Annotated in this window: 14 protein-coding genes; 7 read left to right on the top strand and 7 right to left on the bottom strand. The window is 72.8% G+C overall.

Annotated features, from left to right (window positions below):
* The first annotated feature begins 55 nt into the window (after window positions 1-55).
* Genes ACZ5CW_RS24490 through ACZ5CW_RS24480 form a run of 3 tightly spaced genes read left to right on the top strand, consistent with a single transcriptional unit; the run spans window position 56 to window position 2,174 of the window.
* Window positions 56-763 (top strand): glycosyltransferase family 2 protein, encoded by a 708-nt coding sequence (locus ACZ5CW_RS24490; RefSeq protein WP_468604737.1) that lies wholly within the window; start codon window positions 56-58, stop codon window positions 761-763.
* Window positions 760-1,377 (top strand): TIGR04282 family arsenosugar biosynthesis glycosyltransferase, encoded by a 618-nt coding sequence (locus ACZ5CW_RS24485; protein WP_468604735.1) that lies wholly within the window; start codon window positions 760-762, stop codon window positions 1,375-1,377. Before ACZ5CW_RS24490 ends, ACZ5CW_RS24485 begins: the two co-directional genes overlap by 4 nt.
* Entirely contained in the window at window positions 1,374-2,174 is an 801-nt protein-coding gene (locus ACZ5CW_RS24480; RefSeq protein WP_468604732.1) for a class I SAM-dependent methyltransferase, read from the top strand. Before ACZ5CW_RS24485 ends, ACZ5CW_RS24480 begins: the two co-directional genes overlap by 4 nt.
* A gap of 316 nt (window positions 2,175-2,490) precedes the next feature.
* On the opposite strand, the gene ACZ5CW_RS24475 is transcribed toward ACZ5CW_RS24480, so the two are convergent.
* Window positions 2,491-3,780, bottom strand: a complete 1,290-nt coding sequence (locus ACZ5CW_RS24475; protein WP_468604730.1) for a molybdopterin-dependent oxidoreductase — start codon at window positions 3,778-3,780, stop codon at window positions 2,491-2,493.
* 113 nt (window positions 3,781-3,893) lie between these two features.
* Between ACZ5CW_RS24475 and ACZ5CW_RS24470 the strand changes: the two genes are divergently transcribed.
* Entirely contained in the window at window positions 3,894-5,279 is a 1,386-nt protein-coding gene (locus ACZ5CW_RS24470) for a hypothetical protein (protein WP_468604728.1), read from the top strand.
* Window positions 5,280-5,288: 9 nt separating this feature from the next.
* On the opposite strand, the gene ACZ5CW_RS24465 is transcribed toward ACZ5CW_RS24470, so the two are convergent.
* From ACZ5CW_RS24465 to ACZ5CW_RS24445, 5 genes are all read right to left on the bottom strand, one after another.
* On the bottom strand, window positions 5,289-5,723 hold the full coding sequence (locus tag ACZ5CW_RS24465) for an ankyrin repeat domain-containing protein (protein ID WP_468604726.1): 435 nt from the start codon (window positions 5,721-5,723) through the stop codon (window positions 5,289-5,291).
* The gene (locus ACZ5CW_RS24460; protein ID WP_468604724.1) at window positions 5,720-6,235 is read right to left on the bottom strand and encodes a GNAT family N-acetyltransferase; all 516 of its coding nucleotides are present in this window, start codon (window positions 6,233-6,235) and stop codon (window positions 5,720-5,722) included. Before ACZ5CW_RS24460 ends, ACZ5CW_RS24465 begins: the two co-directional genes overlap by 4 nt.
* Before the next feature lie 217 nt (window positions 6,236-6,452).
* Window positions 6,453-7,217, bottom strand: coding sequence for an SAM-dependent methyltransferase (locus tag ACZ5CW_RS24455; RefSeq protein ID WP_468604722.1), 765 nt, complete (start codon window positions 7,215-7,217; stop codon window positions 6,453-6,455).
* A gap of 188 nt (window positions 7,218-7,405) precedes the next feature.
* A complete protein-coding gene (locus tag ACZ5CW_RS24450; protein ID WP_468604720.1) occupies window positions 7,406-8,617 on the bottom strand; it encodes a S8 family peptidase in 1,212 nt (403 codons plus the stop codon).
* Window positions 8,618-8,897: 280 nt separating this feature from the next.
* Window positions 8,898-10,184, bottom strand: a complete 1,287-nt coding sequence (locus ACZ5CW_RS24445; protein WP_468604718.1) for a PAS domain-containing protein — start codon at window positions 10,182-10,184, stop codon at window positions 8,898-8,900.
* A gap of 275 nt (window positions 10,185-10,459) precedes the next feature.
* Here ACZ5CW_RS24445 and ACZ5CW_RS24440 point away from each other — a divergent pair, with 275 nt between their 5' ends.
* Genes ACZ5CW_RS24440 through ACZ5CW_RS24430 form a run of 3 tightly spaced genes read left to right on the top strand, consistent with a single transcriptional unit; the run spans window position 10,460 to window position 15,203 of the window.
* Window positions 10,460-11,833, top strand: coding sequence for an ATP-grasp domain-containing protein (locus ACZ5CW_RS24440; protein ID WP_468604716.1), 1,374 nt, complete (start codon window positions 10,460-10,462; stop codon window positions 11,831-11,833).
* The gene (locus ACZ5CW_RS24435) at window positions 11,830-13,842 is read left to right on the top strand and encodes a PEP/pyruvate-binding domain-containing protein (protein WP_468604714.1); all 2,013 of its coding nucleotides are present in this window, start codon (window positions 11,830-11,832) and stop codon (window positions 13,840-13,842) included. Before ACZ5CW_RS24440 ends, ACZ5CW_RS24435 begins: the two co-directional genes overlap by 4 nt.
* A gap of 8 nt (window positions 13,843-13,850) precedes the next feature.
* Window positions 13,851-15,203, top strand: coding sequence for an MFS transporter (locus ACZ5CW_RS24430; RefSeq protein WP_468604712.1), 1,353 nt, complete (start codon window positions 13,851-13,853; stop codon window positions 15,201-15,203).
* A 6-nt stretch (window positions 15,204-15,209) separates the two neighbouring features.
* Here ACZ5CW_RS24430 and msrA read toward each other — a convergent pair whose 3' ends face one another.
* Complete coding sequence (gene msrA / locus ACZ5CW_RS24425) at window positions 15,210-15,731, bottom strand: peptide-methionine (S)-S-oxide reductase MsrA (RefSeq protein ID WP_468604710.1); 522 nt, start codon at window positions 15,729-15,731, stop codon at window positions 15,210-15,212.
* Window positions 15,732-15,848: the final 117 nt, after the last annotated feature.

The following is a 15,848-nucleotide window of genomic DNA, read 5'->3' as shown; positions in this document are numbered from 1 at the left end:
GTTTCGTAAGGACCGCTCGCCCGTTATGCCCGATTCCGGTTCGTAGGGTGAAACCGTGACGACCCCTTCAACGGACGTCGATGTGGTGCTCCCCTGCCTGAACGAGGCCGAGGCCCTGCCGTGGGTGCTCGCTCGGATCCCGGCCGGCTGGCGTGCCCTCGTCGTCGACAACGGTTCCACCGACGGCTCCGCCGAGGTCGCCCGCGCTCTCGGCGCGACGGTGGTGCACGAGCCGCGGCGCGGCTTCGGCGCCGCCTGCCACGCCGGCCTGACCGCGGCCACCGGCGCCATCGTGTGCTTCTGCGACTGCGACGCCTCCCTCGACCCCTCGCTGCTCGTCGGCTTCGTCCGCGAGGTCCGGCGCGGCGAGGCCGACCTGGTCCTCGGCCGACGGCGTCCGCGGGGCCGGGGCGCCTGGCCCGCGCACGCCCGGGCCGGCAATCTCCTGCTCGCCCGGATGCTGCGCCGTCGTACCGGGCTGCGCCTGCACGACCTCGGACCGCTGCGTGCCGCCCGCCGCGAGGCGCTGCTCGCGCTGGGCCTGACCGACCGGCGCAGCGGCTACCCGCTGCAGATGGTCGTACGCGCGGCCGACGCCGGCTGGCGTGTCGCCGAACACGACGTGCCCTATCTGCCGCGTACCGGAGCCTCGAAGGTGACCGGCACATGGCGGGGTACCTGGCAGGCGGTACGGGACATGAGCCGGGTCCTGGCCGAGGCACCGGCCGCCCCGGCCCCGGCCGGCCGGAGGACCGTGCGGTGACCACGCTGCTCGTCATCGCCAAGGAGCCGCGCCCCGGACGGGTCAAGACCCGGCTCACCCCGCCGTTCAGCCCGAAGGAGGCGGCGGAACTCGCCGAAGCGGCTCTCGCCGACACCCTGGACGCGGTGGCGGCCACGCCCGCTTCCCGGCGCCTCCTCGTCCTCGACGGTGCTCCGGGGCCATGGCTGCCGCCCGGCTTCGAGGTGGTGCCGCAGTGCGCGGGCGGCCTGGACGAGCGGCTGGCGGACGCCTTCGCGCACTGCCACGGCCCGGCCCTCCTCATCGGCATGGACACCCCGCAGGTGACACCGGAGTTGCTGACCGCCGACCTCACGGACCACGACGCGTGCTTCGGCCCGGCGGAGGACGGCGGGTTCTGGGCGCTGGGACTGGCCGCGCCCGACCCGGCACTGTTGCGCGGCGTTCCCATGTCGACGCCCGTGACGGGGGCCGTGCAGCGGGCGCGCCTGGTCGCCGCCGGGCTGCGGGTGCGGGACCTGCCCCGGCTGCGGGACGTCGACGTCGCCGCCGACGCCCGAGCCGTGGCCGCTCTCGCGCCGCACAGCCGGTTCGCCGCGCGCCTGGCGCGCTGCACGTCGGCCACCGGGCGATGAGCAGCCCGCCCGCCGCCCGCCTCGCGTGGGCGGCCGCCGACCCGTACTCCACCGCGTTGCGCAGCGGACGCGGCCCGCTGTTCCTGCGCCGTGCGGACGGCTGGCTGCTGCCGCTGGAGGTGGAGCGCTGGTGCGCACGGGCCGATCCGGTCGACCGGGAGGTCCTGGACCGGTGTGAGGGCGCCGTCCTCGACGTCGGCTGCGGGCCGGGCCGGCTGGTGGCGGAACTCGCCGCCCGGGGACGTACCGTGCTGGGCATCGACGTCAGCGCCGCCGCCGTCGAGCACACCGTACGCCGGTTGGGGTCTCCTCGGCCGGGTCGGCGGATGCGGGGGGCAGGGCAGGCGCTTTGCCGCTCGGTCTTCGACCCGCTGCCCGGTGCGGGCCGCTGGGGCACCGTCCTGCTCATGGACGGCAACATCGGCATCGGCGGGGAGCCGGCCGCCCTGCTGGAGCGGGTGGCCGGGCTGCTGCGCCCGGACGGTCTGCTGATCGTCGAGACCGTGCCGGCCGACGTCGACGAACGCTCCCGGGTCCAGGTGGTCGACGTCGTCGACGCCTGCGCCGGCATGGGCGCACCCTTCCCCTGGGCCCGCCTGGGCACCCCTGCTCTGCTGCGGTACGCGCGCGGGGCCGGTCTGCGGGCCGTCGCTCAGTGGGGGGCCGGCGGCCGGTGCTTCGCGGCCCTGCGTGCGCGCAGCACCGACAGCAGCGCCGAGCCGCCGAAGAGTACGGCGCTGATCAGCAGCCAGCGTGCGAGGAAGCCGTGCGGCGAGAGCCCGGTGGCCGACCGGTAGCGGGCTCCCGCCATGCCGCTGATCAGCGGGAACCAGACGAGGAGGAGCAGGGCGGACAGCGCGGCCGGTACCCGCACGTACGGCGTCCGGCCGCGTCGCCCGGCCGCCCCCAGACTGCGTACGACCGCCCGGTCCGCCACGGAGTACAGCGGCAGCAGGACCAGATCGTGCAGCAGGGCGGCGCCCACGAACCACAGCGCCACGCCGAACCAGTCACCGGCGAACAGCCGTACCCCCGCGTATGCGGCGAGCGCGAAGGAGCAGGCGAGCGGCAGCAGCTGCAACGGGCTGCCGAGGGGCGGACGACAGCGCGGCATCACAGGTCTCCGAAGGTCAGTCGGGCCACCCACTTGGTAGTGAGCACACCGGGCGCGGCGGGCACGATGATCCGTGCCGGATAGCCATGGTCGGGGGACAGATCCTCGCCGTTGACCTGCAGGGCGAGCAGGGAGCGCGGGTCTGCCACCTGATTGGCGCGCAGGGCCGCACGGCGGAAGGCGCCGTGCCGTTGCAGGGACTCCACGAACAGGTCCGGCGGATCCCCGTCGTGTCCGACGAGCGCCGCGAGATCGCGCAGCCGCACACCGCGCCACCACTGGTCGGCGGTCGACCAGCCCTCCACGCAGGCGATGGGCAGCGACGAACGGTGCTGCGGCAGCCGGAGCAGCTCGGCACGGCCGAGCCGGACCGCGCCGGTGCGGCCGGTGACGACGAGCCGCCAGGAGTCCTCGTGCGTGTCGGCCGGGGTGATTCCGGCGTAGCCGGCCGTCTTGTTGATCTGGAAGCCGTTCGGGCCGCCGCCCGGGTCGGCCGTTCCGTGCGGTGCGAGCAGGGCCGTGCGACGGAAGGGTCCGCCCAGGCTCTGCCCGACGGTGGTCAGGAACAGCAGCAGCGAACCGCCGCCGACCAGCCCCAGTGCGCCACGCCGGGAGACCGTCGGCGGATCGGGCCGCGGGGAGACCAACGGGTCCCTCGGGGAGGCCGACGGGTCCTGCCGGGGGGCCGACGGGTCGTCGCCCGTGGTGGCGTCCGCCGTCAGGCGCCGGCGTACCGTGCGCAGCGCGGCAGGTGCCTTCAGCATGGCGTGGGCCACGAACGCGGCGAAGAACACCCAGGCCCCGTAGAAGTGCAGCGGGTAGAAGGAGCCGGGGAAGACGTAGGCCAGCTGGACGTTGAGCACCCCGGTCGTGAACTCGAACAGCCCGCCCCCGACCAGCAGCACCAGCGAGATCCGCTCCAACGCGTGCGCGACGGAGCGGGCCGGCGGCAGCTCGAAGAGCTTCGGCACCACCGACCACAGCTTGGCCAGGAGAACGGGGACCAGGGTGATGCCGAGCGTGACGTGCACGCCCTGGGTGAACCGGTACAGCCATACCGGGTCGGTCGGCCAGGCGAAGAGGTAGAAGCCGAGGGCGCCCTTGTCCGGTGTCTGGTCGTTCACCGGGGACAGGCCCGGGTTGTAGGCGGCGTACGACACCAGGCCGGTCACGAACAGCACGGTGATGCCGACGAGCAGCACCAGGCCGAGCACCGAGGTGAACCACGGGCCGCGCAGGGGGCTGCGCCAGAAGCCGGGAGAGGTGGGGAGCCGGGGATGGTCGCTCATGTGCCGACCGTAGGCCGGGACACACCCGGGAAGGGGTGCGCGACCGATGACGAAACGCTGACGTCCGGCCCGTATGACGGCTCTCCGCGGCTTCCCGGGCCTAGCGTTCGGGCGTGACCCGCTCTCTCCGCCGCGACCTGTACGCCGCCGGTGCCGCCGCCCTGCTCGTGACGGTGGCGGTACTGATCGGCCGTCATGTCCAGGGCACCCGCCACACGCTGTTCGTGCACTGGCCGCCGGTCCTGGCCGAGTGGGATCCGCACGTCGGCCCCGGCACCGCGGCGGCCTCGGCGGTGGCGGTGGCCACCGTCGTCTACGGCCCCGCCCTCGCCACCCGCCTTCCCTGGCGAGCGCTGCTGGCGGCCTCCTGGGCGACCGCGCTGGCGTGGATCCTCTCCCTCGCGCTGGTCGACGGCTGGCACCAGGGCGTCGCCGGCCGGCTGACCACCCACAACGAGTACCTGCGCGTCATCGGCCGCTTCCACGACATCCCGGCCGCCTTGCGCGACTTCACCCACCACATCGTCAGTGGCACTCCCGAACCCTGGCCCGCCCATGTCGCCGGCCACCCCCCGGCGGCCACCCTGACCTTCGTCCTGCTCGACCGGGTGGGGCTGCGGGGCGGCGGCTGGGCCGGGATGTGGTGCATCACCGTGGGCGCGACGGGCTGTGTGGCCGTGCTGGTGACGGTTCGCGCGCTGGCCGGGAAGGCGCTCGCGCGGCGGGCCGCGCCCTTCCTGGTGCTGGCACCCGCGGCCGTGTGGCAGGGGACGTCCGCCGACGCCTACTTCGCGGCCGTCGCCGCGTGGGCGGTCGCGACGCTCGCCCTGGCGCTCACCCGCCGCTCCCTGCCCTGGGCGGCCGGCTCGGGACTGCTGTTCGGTCTGACCTGCTACCTCTCCTACGGCCTGACCCTCTTCGCGGTGATCGGTGCCGCGGTACTCCTGCTCGGCCGGCACGAACTCCGGGAGCGCCCCGCCCTGCTGCTGCCACTCCTCGCCGGACTGGCCGCGTTCCCCGCGGTGTCGGCCCTGGCCGGCTTCGACTGGTGGGAGGCCTACCGCCTGCTGATCGTCCGCTACTACCAAGGGGTGGGCGGCACCCGTCCCTACGGCTACTGGGTGTGGGCCAACCTCGCCTGCACGGTGCTCATCACCGGCCCGGCGACGGCGGCCGGCCTGCGGCGGACGGCGGTGGAACTCTTCCGCCGCCGCAGGCAACCGTTGCGGCGCCGCGGCGCCGACGACGCCTCGCCGAGAGCACGGACCGAGCGGACGACGGCACGGTTCCGCCTCGCCGTCCTCGTGTCGGCCGCCCTGCTCGCGCTGCTCGTCGCCGACCTGTCGGGCATGAGCAAGGCGGAGACGGAACGCATCTGGCTCCCGTTCGCCCTGTGGCTGCTGCCGGCCTGCGCGCTCCTGCCCCGCCGCCGCGCCTGGCTCACCGCGCAGGCGGTGCTCGCCCTGCTCCTCAACCACCTGCTGCTGACCGGCTGGTGAGGGCGGCCTTCAACGGGCCCTTCCCCGGGGAACCGCTCCCGCGGCGGTGAGCAGGCCGGCGGTCCGGGGGTGCGGGCCGCCGAGCGCCCAGTCCAGGGGCGAGCGACCCGTGCCGTGATCCTCACGAAGGTTCGGATCGGCGCCGTGCGCCAGCAGCTCGCGCACGGTCTCGGTGTGTCCCCAGCAGGCGGCCGCGCACAACGGTGTGCCCTCGGAACCGGCTCCGGCGCTCTCGGTGTCGGGGGAGGCCCCCGCCGCCAGGAGCAGCCGTGTGATCTCGGCTTCTCCGTTCACGGATGCCAGGTAGAGGGGGGTGGTGCCCTCACGGTCGGCGTGCTCCGGGCCGGCGCCGGACCGCAGCAGCGCCGTCACGCGGGCGGGGTCGCCGACCAGGATCGCTGCGAACAGGCACCGGGAGAGCTTCTTGCGTCGCCGCCGGTTCATCGTTCTCCATGGCCGGACTTCGTGATCCCGTAATGGGTCAGGTTCTCCTCGGTGGCCCGTCGGTGGAAGCCGGCCTTCTCCAGCACACGGGCGGAGGCCGGGTTCGTCGACTCCACGGTGGCGACCACGGTGTGGACACCGGGCGCGCCGAGTGCGAACGCGGCGAGCGCCCTGGTGGCCTCGGGGGCGTAGCCCCGGCCGCGGCGGGAGGCGACGATGCCGTACCCGATTTCGACGACTCCCTCGCGGGGCGGCCAGAACAGGCCGATCGAGCCCACCACCAGGCCGCTGTCCCGTTCGATGACCAGACGGTGGCCGTGTGCGCCGAGCCAGGCGGGATGCTCGGCGAAGAGGCCCGCGATGACGCGGTCGCCTTCGGCGGGGAAGTCGTCGGCCCAGTGGGCCGACCTGGTGTCGTCGAGGACCGCGGTGGCCTCGGCCGTGGTCCAGGGGCGGAGGAGAAGACGGTCGGTGGTCAGCTCGGGGTGGGTTGCCGAGACGGAGGAATGCACGGGTGACTCCTGATCGTGGGAACGACCCGGTCCGCGCCGTACCGACGCGCGGACCGGACAAGGGCATGCTGAGGAGGGCCGTCGGCGGCCATATTCATCAACCTCCCTGTCCCGTGATCACGTACATCCTGTGCCGCGTGAGGCTAGCAACCTGCCATCGGCCGGAGCAAAGGGTTTTCCCCGGGACGGCCAGGTCGGCCGACCCGCCCGGTCGCGTTCACTTCCTCCGGGCGGTCACCAGGGCGAAGGAGAGGAACTCCCCGCCGTCCTCGGTGAGCATGTCGATCACGGGCTGGTTCGCCTCGCGGCCGTGCGGCTGGTGCTCGGCGCATGCCCGGGCCCACAGCAGCCAGTCACGCCAGGCGTCCTGCTGCAGCCGCGCGGACGTGACGTCCACCAGTTCGGTGATCTCCCACTGGAAGCGCCACCACTGCGCGGTGTGCCACGCGATCGCCTCCCAGCCGACCACCCGCTTGATGTGCGGTGGGATCGAGCCGAGTTCGCGGACTTCCCTTTTCATGGCGGGAGTTGCCACGCCCAGTTGGCCGCCGGGGCGGAGGAACCGCACCAGGTAGGGCAGATAGGAGTCCGACGTGCCGAAGTACTCGAACGCGTCGATGCTCACGACGGCGTCGAAGCTCTCCTCCTCGAACGGCAGGACGTGCGCCTCCGTCCGCACGGCCTCCACCCTGTCACCGACCCCCGCCTCGGCGAAGACGGCTGCCGCGTCCTGTGCGGCGATCCACCAGTCGGCGGCGACGACGCTGACGCCGAACTCGCGGGCCAGGAACACCGACGTGGCCCCTTTGCCGGAACCGAGGTCGAGCACCCTCATCCCCGGGCGCAGATCGAGGTCCGCGGCCAGGTCCTCCAGCAGCCACAACGGGTTCGGCCCCATGTCGAGACCGACGAGCCACGCCGGGTCGTAGCGGGACGAACGGGGATAGCGGTCCGGACGTACAAGATCACTCAAGGCAGTCACATGCAGGAACTCAAGCCGAACCACCACTCGGTTGTCCAGGGGGGCCGGGGCGAGGCCGGGTTCACTCGGGCCGGTGGTGTCCGATGCCGGTGAGACGCTCGGACGGGGACGGCCCGGTGGTGTCGTCGCGCTGCGCGCTCCAGGCACCACCGGGCCGCGGTGTTCGTGTCGCCCAGGGGGGACCGACCCTACTCGGTCACCTTCAGCAGCTTGTTGGCCGTTCCGCTGCTCGGGTTGGTGATCTTGTCACTGGTCGCCCCGCCGGTCAGCGCGGACGCGACCTGAGCGGGTGTGGCGTCCGGGTGCCCTGCCAGGTAGACCGCGGCGGCTCCCGTGACGTGGGGGGTGGCCATCGAGGTGCCGGAGATCGTCTTGGTCCCCTGGTCGCTGTCGTTCCAGTCGGAGGTGATGTCCGAGCCCGGCGCGTAGAGGTCCACCAGCTTGCCGAAGTTGGAGAAGTCCGACTGGGCGTCGTCCTTCGTGCTGGACGCGACCGTGATGGCCTCGGGCACGCGGGCCGGTGAACTCTGCCCCGCGTCCGCCGACTCGTTGCCGGCGGCGACCGCGAACGTGACACCCGAGGCGATGGCCTTGGCGACCGCCGCGTCGAGCGCGGGGTCGGCGCCTCCGCCGAGGCTCATGTTGGCCACCGAGGGACCCTTGTGGTTCTGGGTCACCCAGTCGATGCCGGCGACGACCTGCTCGGTGGTTCCCGAGCCGTTGTCGTCGAGCACTCTGACCGCGACGATCTTGGCCTTCTTCGCCACACCGTGGGCGGTGCCTGCGATGGTCCCGGCCACGTGGGTGCCGTGGCCGTTGCCGTCGTCGGCGGAGTCGTCCTTGTCGACGGCGTCGTACCCGAAGCTCGCCCGGCCGTCGAAGTCCTTGTGGCTGATGCGCACGCCGGTGTCGATGACGTACGCGGTCACTCCCTCCCCGGCCTTGTCCGGGTAGGTGTACTTGCCGTCGCCGGCCGTGTCCTTCTGGTCGATGCGGTCCAGGCCCCAGGACGGCGGCTTGTCCTGGGTGGCATCGATGTGGAACTTCTTGTTCTGCACCACCGTGGCGACCGCGGGATCGGCGGCCAGGCGCTTGGCCTCCGTCTCGGTGAGGCTGCCGGCGGAGAATCCGTTGACCGCCGAGCCGAAGGTCCGGCTGATCCGGCCGCCGTACTCCGTGGCCAGATCCTGCTTCTCGGCCTGGGAGGCCTTCTGGTCCAGCAGGACGATGTAGCTGCCGGCCACGGCTCCTTCGGCGTTCAGGCCGTAGACCACGCCTTCCGCGGGCTGTCCCGCCTGGGCGGCGGGCGACACGTACAGGGCGGTGCCGGCGACGGTGGCAGCGGCCGCTATCGCGGTGACGATCTTGGCCCTGCCTATGCGTTTGTGTTGCGCCGTCAAGAGGGGTCTCCTCGTCGTGTGGGGGGATTCGCGCGAGCAGGGAAGTTCCTGCTCGCGCCATGGAGCGTGCCGACTTGTCGCGAGCAGATCAATCCCCTGGCCACGGACCCGACGCCCCCGGAAGGGCCGATCTTCACAGGACATGTGCAGGTTTCAGGCAACCCGAAAGCAAACGCGCAGCGCTTCGCGCTGGTTGAATCACCAAGGAACGGTCAAGAATTATCAGTGCCGATCTCTTCACCGGCCGTTCACGGGCCGGCCGAAACCGGGGCCGGTTCGCTCAGACCGGGCTCAGCGGATGCGCCGCCGTGGCGGACCGCGGCGGCCAGGCCTGGGGGGAGAGAACGCCGAGCACATAGGCGCGGGCGACCAGGGCCGGGCGGGTGGCGGCGCCCAGGAGGTCGCGTAGCCGGCTCAGGTGGTAGTCCACCGTCTGCCGCGAGAGGTGCAGGGTCCCCGCGATGTCCGCGTTGCTGCGCCCGGCGGCCAGCAGGGCGAGTATGCGCACCTGGGTGGCCGTCAGGGGCGGGTACGCCGCGTGGCGCAGTCCGAGATCGGTGAGGACGGCCCACACGCCGGACACCCGATTCGAGGTACGGCACACGGCGCTCAGGTGCACCCGGGCCCGGCGCTGTCCGTCGTCCCCGTCGACGAGCACGGCGGAGGTGCGGGCACTCCTGCGCCGGCCGCCGACGAGGTCGGCCCAGATCCGGTGCAGGGTGCCCCGCTCGGGCGTCCGGGCCAGCAGGCTGTCGGCCGGCAGCCCGATGAGGTCGGAGAGCCGCAGGCGCAGGAGTTCGGCGGCCGCCGTGCTGGCCTCCCCCACCCGTCCGTCCGGGGACAGCCGGACGCAGGGCAGGCCGCTGTGGTCCCGTAGGGCCCGTAAGTCCTCCTCGGCCCGGCGCCGTTGGTCCAGCACCCGGGTGTAGTCGCTGATGTCGACGTAGATGCCGGCCACACAGCGCCCCTCGCCCCAGCGGACGGGGAAGCGGTAGCCCGCGGCGCGCCCGGGGGATCCGTCGGCACGCCGGTAGGTGAGGGTGTGCCGTACGGATCTGCCCCGCGTCAGGACCTCCTGGTCCAGGGCGAGGAACCGGGCGACGTCGTCGGGTCCGTCGAGGTCGGCGAGGTGGCGGCCGATCACGGCGTCGCGCGTGGTGCCGTACAGGTGCGCGTAGGCGTGGTTGGCCCACAGGTAGCGGCCGGTGGCGTCCCGTACGAAGGCCGCGGCCGGGGTGAGGTCGGCGAACGAGGCGTACGGCCCCTCGTCCGGCCGGCCCCCCACCTCGACCGCCACTCCCCTGCTGCCGGGCCGGTCCGGGCCGTCGCCGCGGGCCGGCCAGTTCACGTCGAAGACCCGTCCCTCGAAGCACGCCTGGAAGGGACCGGCGTCGGGTGAACCGGACGGGCCTCCGCGGTCGGCGCAGAGGGCTTCCAGAAAGCGGCGGGCGGTGCGCTCGTCACCGAACGCGCCGCCCCCGCTGTCGACCACTCGCAGTCCGCCGTCGGCCTCCCACCAGGACACCGGAAGGGAAGCGAGCAATGTCTTGAGATCGGACTCGTGCACGGCCCAACTCCTTCAAGCTTCCACCACATTACTTTGCGTAACACCTCATGCGTATCCCGTAGCGCGGCAGCCATGCGGAACGGCCCCGAGTCGCGCCCCTTTGGGCCGGAAGGGCACTAGCGCATCACCGGACCCGCGCAGGACGGCCACGGCGCGCACCGGTTGGGCATTTGCCTGAGCGGTTGGCGCAGCGAGGCCCCTCGGACGGGAGCCGGGGCTGGTTCGCTGGAAGGAGACGGCGGAACGTCCCCGAGAATCAGAGGAGTTGGGTCTTCGTGAGCAAGGTGCTGTACGTGCATGCCAAGGGCGGGCCCCCGGCGGGGTACGCCCTGGCCCGGGTGGCCGCGAGGTCCGTGGTGCACCTGCTGGCACTCAGCGAACTGCCCGCCACCGTGGCGGCGGACGCCGGACGGCGATGCACCTCGGTCGTCACCGCCCTCGAGGTGCAGGGGCGCGACCTCGTCGAGCTGATCACCACCCGAGCCCGCGAAGTGGGCGCGGACGCGGTCGTCACCTTCTCGGAGTACGCGGTGGTCGCGGTCGCCGAGGCGTCCCGGCGGCTCGGGCTGCGGGGGGCCGGGCCCGCCGCCGCGCTCGCCCGCGACAAGCGGCTGATGCGCGCCGCCTGGGAGCGCCGCGGCATACCGCAGCCCCGGTTCCGCGCCGTCGCCACGGCAGCCGAACTGGAGTGCGCCGCAGACCAGTTGTCGTTCCCGCTGCTGCTGAAGGCCGCCTGGAGCGCCGGTTCGACCGCGCACCAGATCATCGAGGCGCCCGGGGACGTGCGGGACGCCTGGGAGCGGTCGCACGCGGTGATGGCGGAGTCGGCGCTGCTCGGGTTCGCGGAACTGCACGTGGCCGGTGCCTGTGAGGACTTCATCGTGGAGGAGATCGTCAGCGGCTGCGCCGAGGAATGGTTCGACGGCTCCGGCTGGGGTGACTACGTCAGTGTCGAGGGCGTGGTCGTCGACGGGGTCTTCCGTCCGGTCTGCCTGAGCGGACGGATGCCCACGGTGGCGCCGTTCACCGAGCGGGCCGGCATCACCCCGGCCGCGCTCGGGAGTGCGGCCCAGCGCAGGATCGTGGAGCTGGCCCGGCGTTCCGTGGACGCCCTCGGGCTCGAGGACTGCGGCACCCACACGGAGATCAAGCTGGGCGCGGACGGCCGGATGTGGGTGATCGAGACGGCCGCGCGGTTCGGCGGCGCGATGACCGTGCCGCAGATCGAGGAGGTCTTCGGTCTCGACCTGGTCGGTATGTTCACCGACCAGCTGCTCGGCGGCCGTCCCGTCTGGCCCGCACGGGCGCTGACGCCCGAGGACGCCGAGGGCGCGGCCGGGTCCCTGGTGGTCCTCGCCGTGCACGGCGACGGCTCCCCCTGGCTCCGGCGCCATCGGTGGGACTCCGCGACCGTCGTGCGTTCCGCACCGGTCGCCGCGGGCAGCACCCTGTCCGTCGTCCGCGAGGCCTCGCTGCCGGACGGCACCCTGGTGCCGGTCTACGATCCGGCCGCCGGCGCCAACACCATGGCGGGCCTGTGCCTGTTGTCGGCCGAGCGGCCGCAGGCGGTGGTCCGCGACTTCACCGCCCTGGTGGACGCCCTGCCGCGCATCCTGCCCACGGACGTCACCGAGGGGGCCCGGGCATGACGCTCGCACCGGAAGAGGCGGGCGTGCCCGACGCCTCGGGCGACCGTACCGTCGTCGGCGCCAACCTCTCGCTGCCGCTGTTCCGCGCCCTGTCCGGGGTGCTGGCCGGACACCCGTACCTCAAGGTCGTGGTGGACCGTGCCGAGCACACCTGGCATCTGCTCGACACGCGGGTGCATCCCTTCCACGTCAACTACATCGCGACCCGCGTCCTCGGCCTGACCCTGGACGAACTGGACGCGGATCTGGACGCGTTCAACGCCTCCGTGTACATGGCTCCCGAACGCCGCTTCCTGCTGGGGGTGTTGTCCCTGCACACCGACGAGGAGGCGGACGGCACCGAGCGGCCCTTCCTCGTGCTGGAGACGACCGAGGCGGACACCATGCCCGCCGCGCTGCTGGAGGAGTTCTACCTCTACGTGCGCGGACGGGTCGACGGACGCCTGCCGCTGCTGCTGAAGCCCGCCAACCACGGACAGGAACATGAGCTGGCCTCGGTCAGCGAGATCCGCGTACCGCGCATCCTCAGCCACGAACTGTTCGGCAACCGGACCCGCACCTGTCTCAACCCCGGTGAGGCCGAGGGCCGGCTGCGCTGCTTCCGCACCACGGCGGAGTACGAGCGGGCCGCCGCGGAACTGGGCTGGTCGGACATCGTCGCGATGCCGTGTCTGCCCGACGACGTGCCCCGGGTCGCCGGGTTCATCAACACGCTCCCCACCACTCCGCTCTCGCACACCAACGTCCTCGCCTCGGGCTGGAACATCCCGAACGCGATCGTGCGCGACCTCGACGCCCTGGTGCGCGAGCGCCGCCTCGACGGCGCGTGGGTGCGCTACCGCGTCCGGGAGGACACCATCACCCTGGAGCGGCTGCCCGGCGCGCCGACGCTGGAGAGGCCCACCTGGCACCAGCAGCGCATCCGCATCGAGACACCGCTGCTGGAGGACGCGCCGATCCTCGCGTTGCACCGGCTGCGGCGCGCGGACCGCGACAGCTACGGCACCAAGGCGGCCAACCTCGGGGAACTCCACCACGTCCTGGACAGCCGCACCGCGGACCTGACGGTCTTCTACGCGCGCCCGCGTCCGCCACGGCCCGATCTGCTGGGCCATCTCGCCGCCCGGCTCGGCGAGGCCGGCACGGCGCCGGAGCGGTTGCGGGCCGCGGCGGCCGTACACGTGGCGGAGACGGTCCGGGCCCCCGAGGGCGTGGCGCTTCCGTTCCGTCTGCACCATCTCTTCCTGACCTCGTCGCCCGCGCTGCAACAGGGCATAGGCAAGCTGAAGATGGCGCTCGAACTCGAGGCGTTCGACGTGGTCGACCCTCTGTGCCTGAGCCTCCAGCACCTGATGCGCGGTACGCCGATGCCCGGGGAGGTGGCGCGGGCGATCACCGCGGCGGTGGCGGGTGCGGTGGCCGACGGGCGTCGTCTGGTGGTGCGTTCCTCCTCGAACGCCGAGGACCTGCCCGGCTTCTCGGCCGCCGGGATCTACGACTCGGTCACCACGGTGCGGGGCGCGGAGCAACTCATGGACGCCGTACGGCAGGTGTGGGCGTCGCTGCTGTCGCCGCGCAGCGTGCGGCTGCGGCACCAGGTCGGCATCTCCCTGGACGACACCTACATGGGTGTGATCGTCCAGGAGTATGTGCCGGCCCGCCTCGGGGGTGTGCTGGTGACCTGCAACCCGACCCGTCGCGAGGACTTCCGCAACGTGTACCTCAACTGCACGCCCGGCTCGCCCGAGCGGGTGGTCGACGGCACGGTCCTGCCGCACCAGTACCTCTACAACACCGTCGAGGGCGGCGGGCGCACGGTCGACGTCGGCTCGTCGGGCGAGGACCTCCCGGCCGCGACGCGCGCGTCACTGGGCCGGCTGGCGCTGACGGGGCGGCTGTTGCAGTCGCACTTCAGCGCGGACGATCCGGACGAGGCCCTGGACATCGAGTGGCTGCTGACCGCCGAGGGGGCCTGCCACCTCGTGCAGGTCCGCCCCTACGCCCGGTGAGGCGCCGTATGCCCTTCCTGCGGTCCCCCTCCCCCGGGCCGGTTCCGACTCCGGCCGCGCGGCGCGTCATCCGTCTCAACAACGGGTTCCAACTGCTGTTCAACCTGCTGTGGTGGATGCCCGTCTTCTACGCCTACCAGCGTGACGCGGGCCTGTCCGACGGCCAGATCTTCGGCATCCAGAGCATCTACTACGTCGCCTTCTGCCTGTTCGAGATACCGACGGGAGTCGTCGCCGACCGCATCGGTGCCCGCAACTGCCTGCGGGCGGGCGCGGTGGTGATGACGGCGGCGAACATGGCGCCGGTACTGGCCCCGTCGTACACGGGTTTCCTCGTGCACTTCCTCGCCATCGCCGCCGGGCGGTCCCTGACGTCGGGCGCTGCGAGCGCCTACCTCTACGACGGGTTGCGGGCCGAGGGGGCGGACGCCCACTACCTGAGGGCCGAGGGCACGGCGCGCGCCCTCGGGCTGGCCGCGAAGGTCGTGTGCTGGCCGCTCGTCGGGCCCTTGATGGCGCTGGCCCCGCAGACGCCGTACGTGCTCAGCGCGGCGAGCGCGGCCGGTTCCCTCGGCTGCGCCCTGGCCCTGCCGCGGCTCGTCGCGCCTGGTCCGGACGCCCGGCCTCGCGCCCGTGCGCGGCGGGGCGGAACCCTCCTGCGTGACACGGGCGCCGCCTGGCGCGCCCTCAGGTCCTCACCCTGGCTGGCCCTGCTCATGGTGCAGGGGGTGGCGGTCTTCACGCTGTCCCGGATCTGCCAGGTCAACCTGTTCCAGCCGGTGCTCCTGGAGCACGGCATCGGGGAGAGCGCGCACGGCGGTGTGCTCGCGGCGATGACGGTCGCCGAGGCGGTGGCCTCGGCCCGCCCGCAGTGGCTGGGGCGTCGGCTGTCGCCCGCGGTGTGGGTGTCCGTGCTGAGCGTGGCGCTCGCCGGCACCCTCGCGGGCACCGCCGTCGGCGGGCCCTGGGCCGTGGTCGGGCTGTTGTGCGCGTTCGCCGCGATCACCGGGTTCGTCTATCCGGTGCAGCGCAAGCTCGTCAACGACGCCGTCCCGGCGGACGCCCCGCGGGCCACGCTGCTGTCGGTGGAGAGCATCGTGGACCGCGGCGTGTGCGCGGTGGCCGCTGTCGCCGCGGGCGCCTATCTGGCCGCGGGCCGGCTCGACGCGCTGCTGTGGCACAGTGCCGCGGTCACCTGTGTCCTCGTACCGGTGCTGCATCTGGCGCTGCACCGAGTCCGTCCGGGAAGGGTCTCGCCCGGGGCGCACGACACCGGTGCCGGCCACCGCGACACCGGTGTGCGATCGCCGCACGAGCCCGTTCCCCTGCCGGTCGACGAAGGTGCGGCGCCTCGTCCGTGAGCCCGCTCAGTGCGTCGTGGAGGAGGCCCGGCGCGGCAGCTTCCAGTCGGGGCGCGGGAAGTGGCAGGTGTAGCCGTCGGGGTAGCGCTCCAGGTAGTCCTGGTGCTCGGGCTCCGCCTCCCAGAAGTCGCCCACGGGCTCGACCTCCGTGACCACCTTGCCCGGCCACAGGCCGCTCGCCTCGACGTCCGCGATCGTGTCCACGGCGACGCGGTGCTGTTCTTCGTCGCCGTAGTAGATGGCGGACCGGTAGCTGCGCCCCAGGTCGTTGCCCTGGCGGTCCTTCGTGGTCGGGTCGTGGATCTGGAAGAAGAACTCCAGGACGTCGCGGTAGCTCGTGGCCGCGGGATCGAAGAGGATCTCGATGGCCTCGGCATGGTCGCCGTGATCGCGGTACGTGGCGTTCGGGGTGTCACCTCCGCTGTAGCCGACGCGTGTGGACACGACGCCCGGCTGCCTGCGGATCAGGTCCTGCATGCCCCAGAAACAACCGCCCGCCAGTACGGCTCGCTCGGTTCCCACTGTCATCGGTCGCTCCCTCACGCTTCGGCGCGGCACGGTCGTCGACGTGCCGGTCGTACGGTCACTCAGCCTATTACCGTCCGCGAGCGGCCGATCGACGGCCGCTCGGTACGTACTGGTGGA

This window comes from Streptomyces sp. NPDC031379 (assembly GCF_055569615.1).
Note: the sequence above shows the minus strand (reverse complement) of the source record. Positions and strands in the feature narration are given on the sequence as shown.

Bases quoted from the DNA above. Each gene is read 5' to 3' on its own strand.
- ACZ5CW_RS24480 (WP_468604732.1), top strand. From the start codon at position 1,374: ATGAGCAGCCCGCCCGCCGCCCGCCTCGCGTGGGCGGCCGCCGACCCG.
- ACZ5CW_RS24475 (WP_468604730.1), bottom strand. From the start codon at position 3,780: ATGAGCGACCATCCCCGGCTCCCCACCTCTCCCGGCTTCTGGCGCAGC.
- ACZ5CW_RS24465 (WP_468604726.1), bottom strand. From the start codon at position 5,723: ATGAACCGGCGGCGACGCAAGAAGCTCTCCCGGTGCCTGTTCGCAGCG.
- ACZ5CW_RS24435 (WP_468604714.1), top strand. From the start codon at position 11,830: ATGACGCTCGCACCGGAAGAGGCGGGCGTGCCCGACGCCTCGGGCGAC.
- ACZ5CW_RS24430 (WP_468604712.1), top strand. From the start codon at position 13,851: ATGCCCTTCCTGCGGTCCCCCTCCCCCGGGCCGGTTCCGACTCCGGCC.
- msrA (WP_468604710.1), bottom strand. From the start codon at position 15,731: ATGACAGTGGGAACCGAGCGAGCCGTACTGGCGGGCGGTTGTTTCTGG.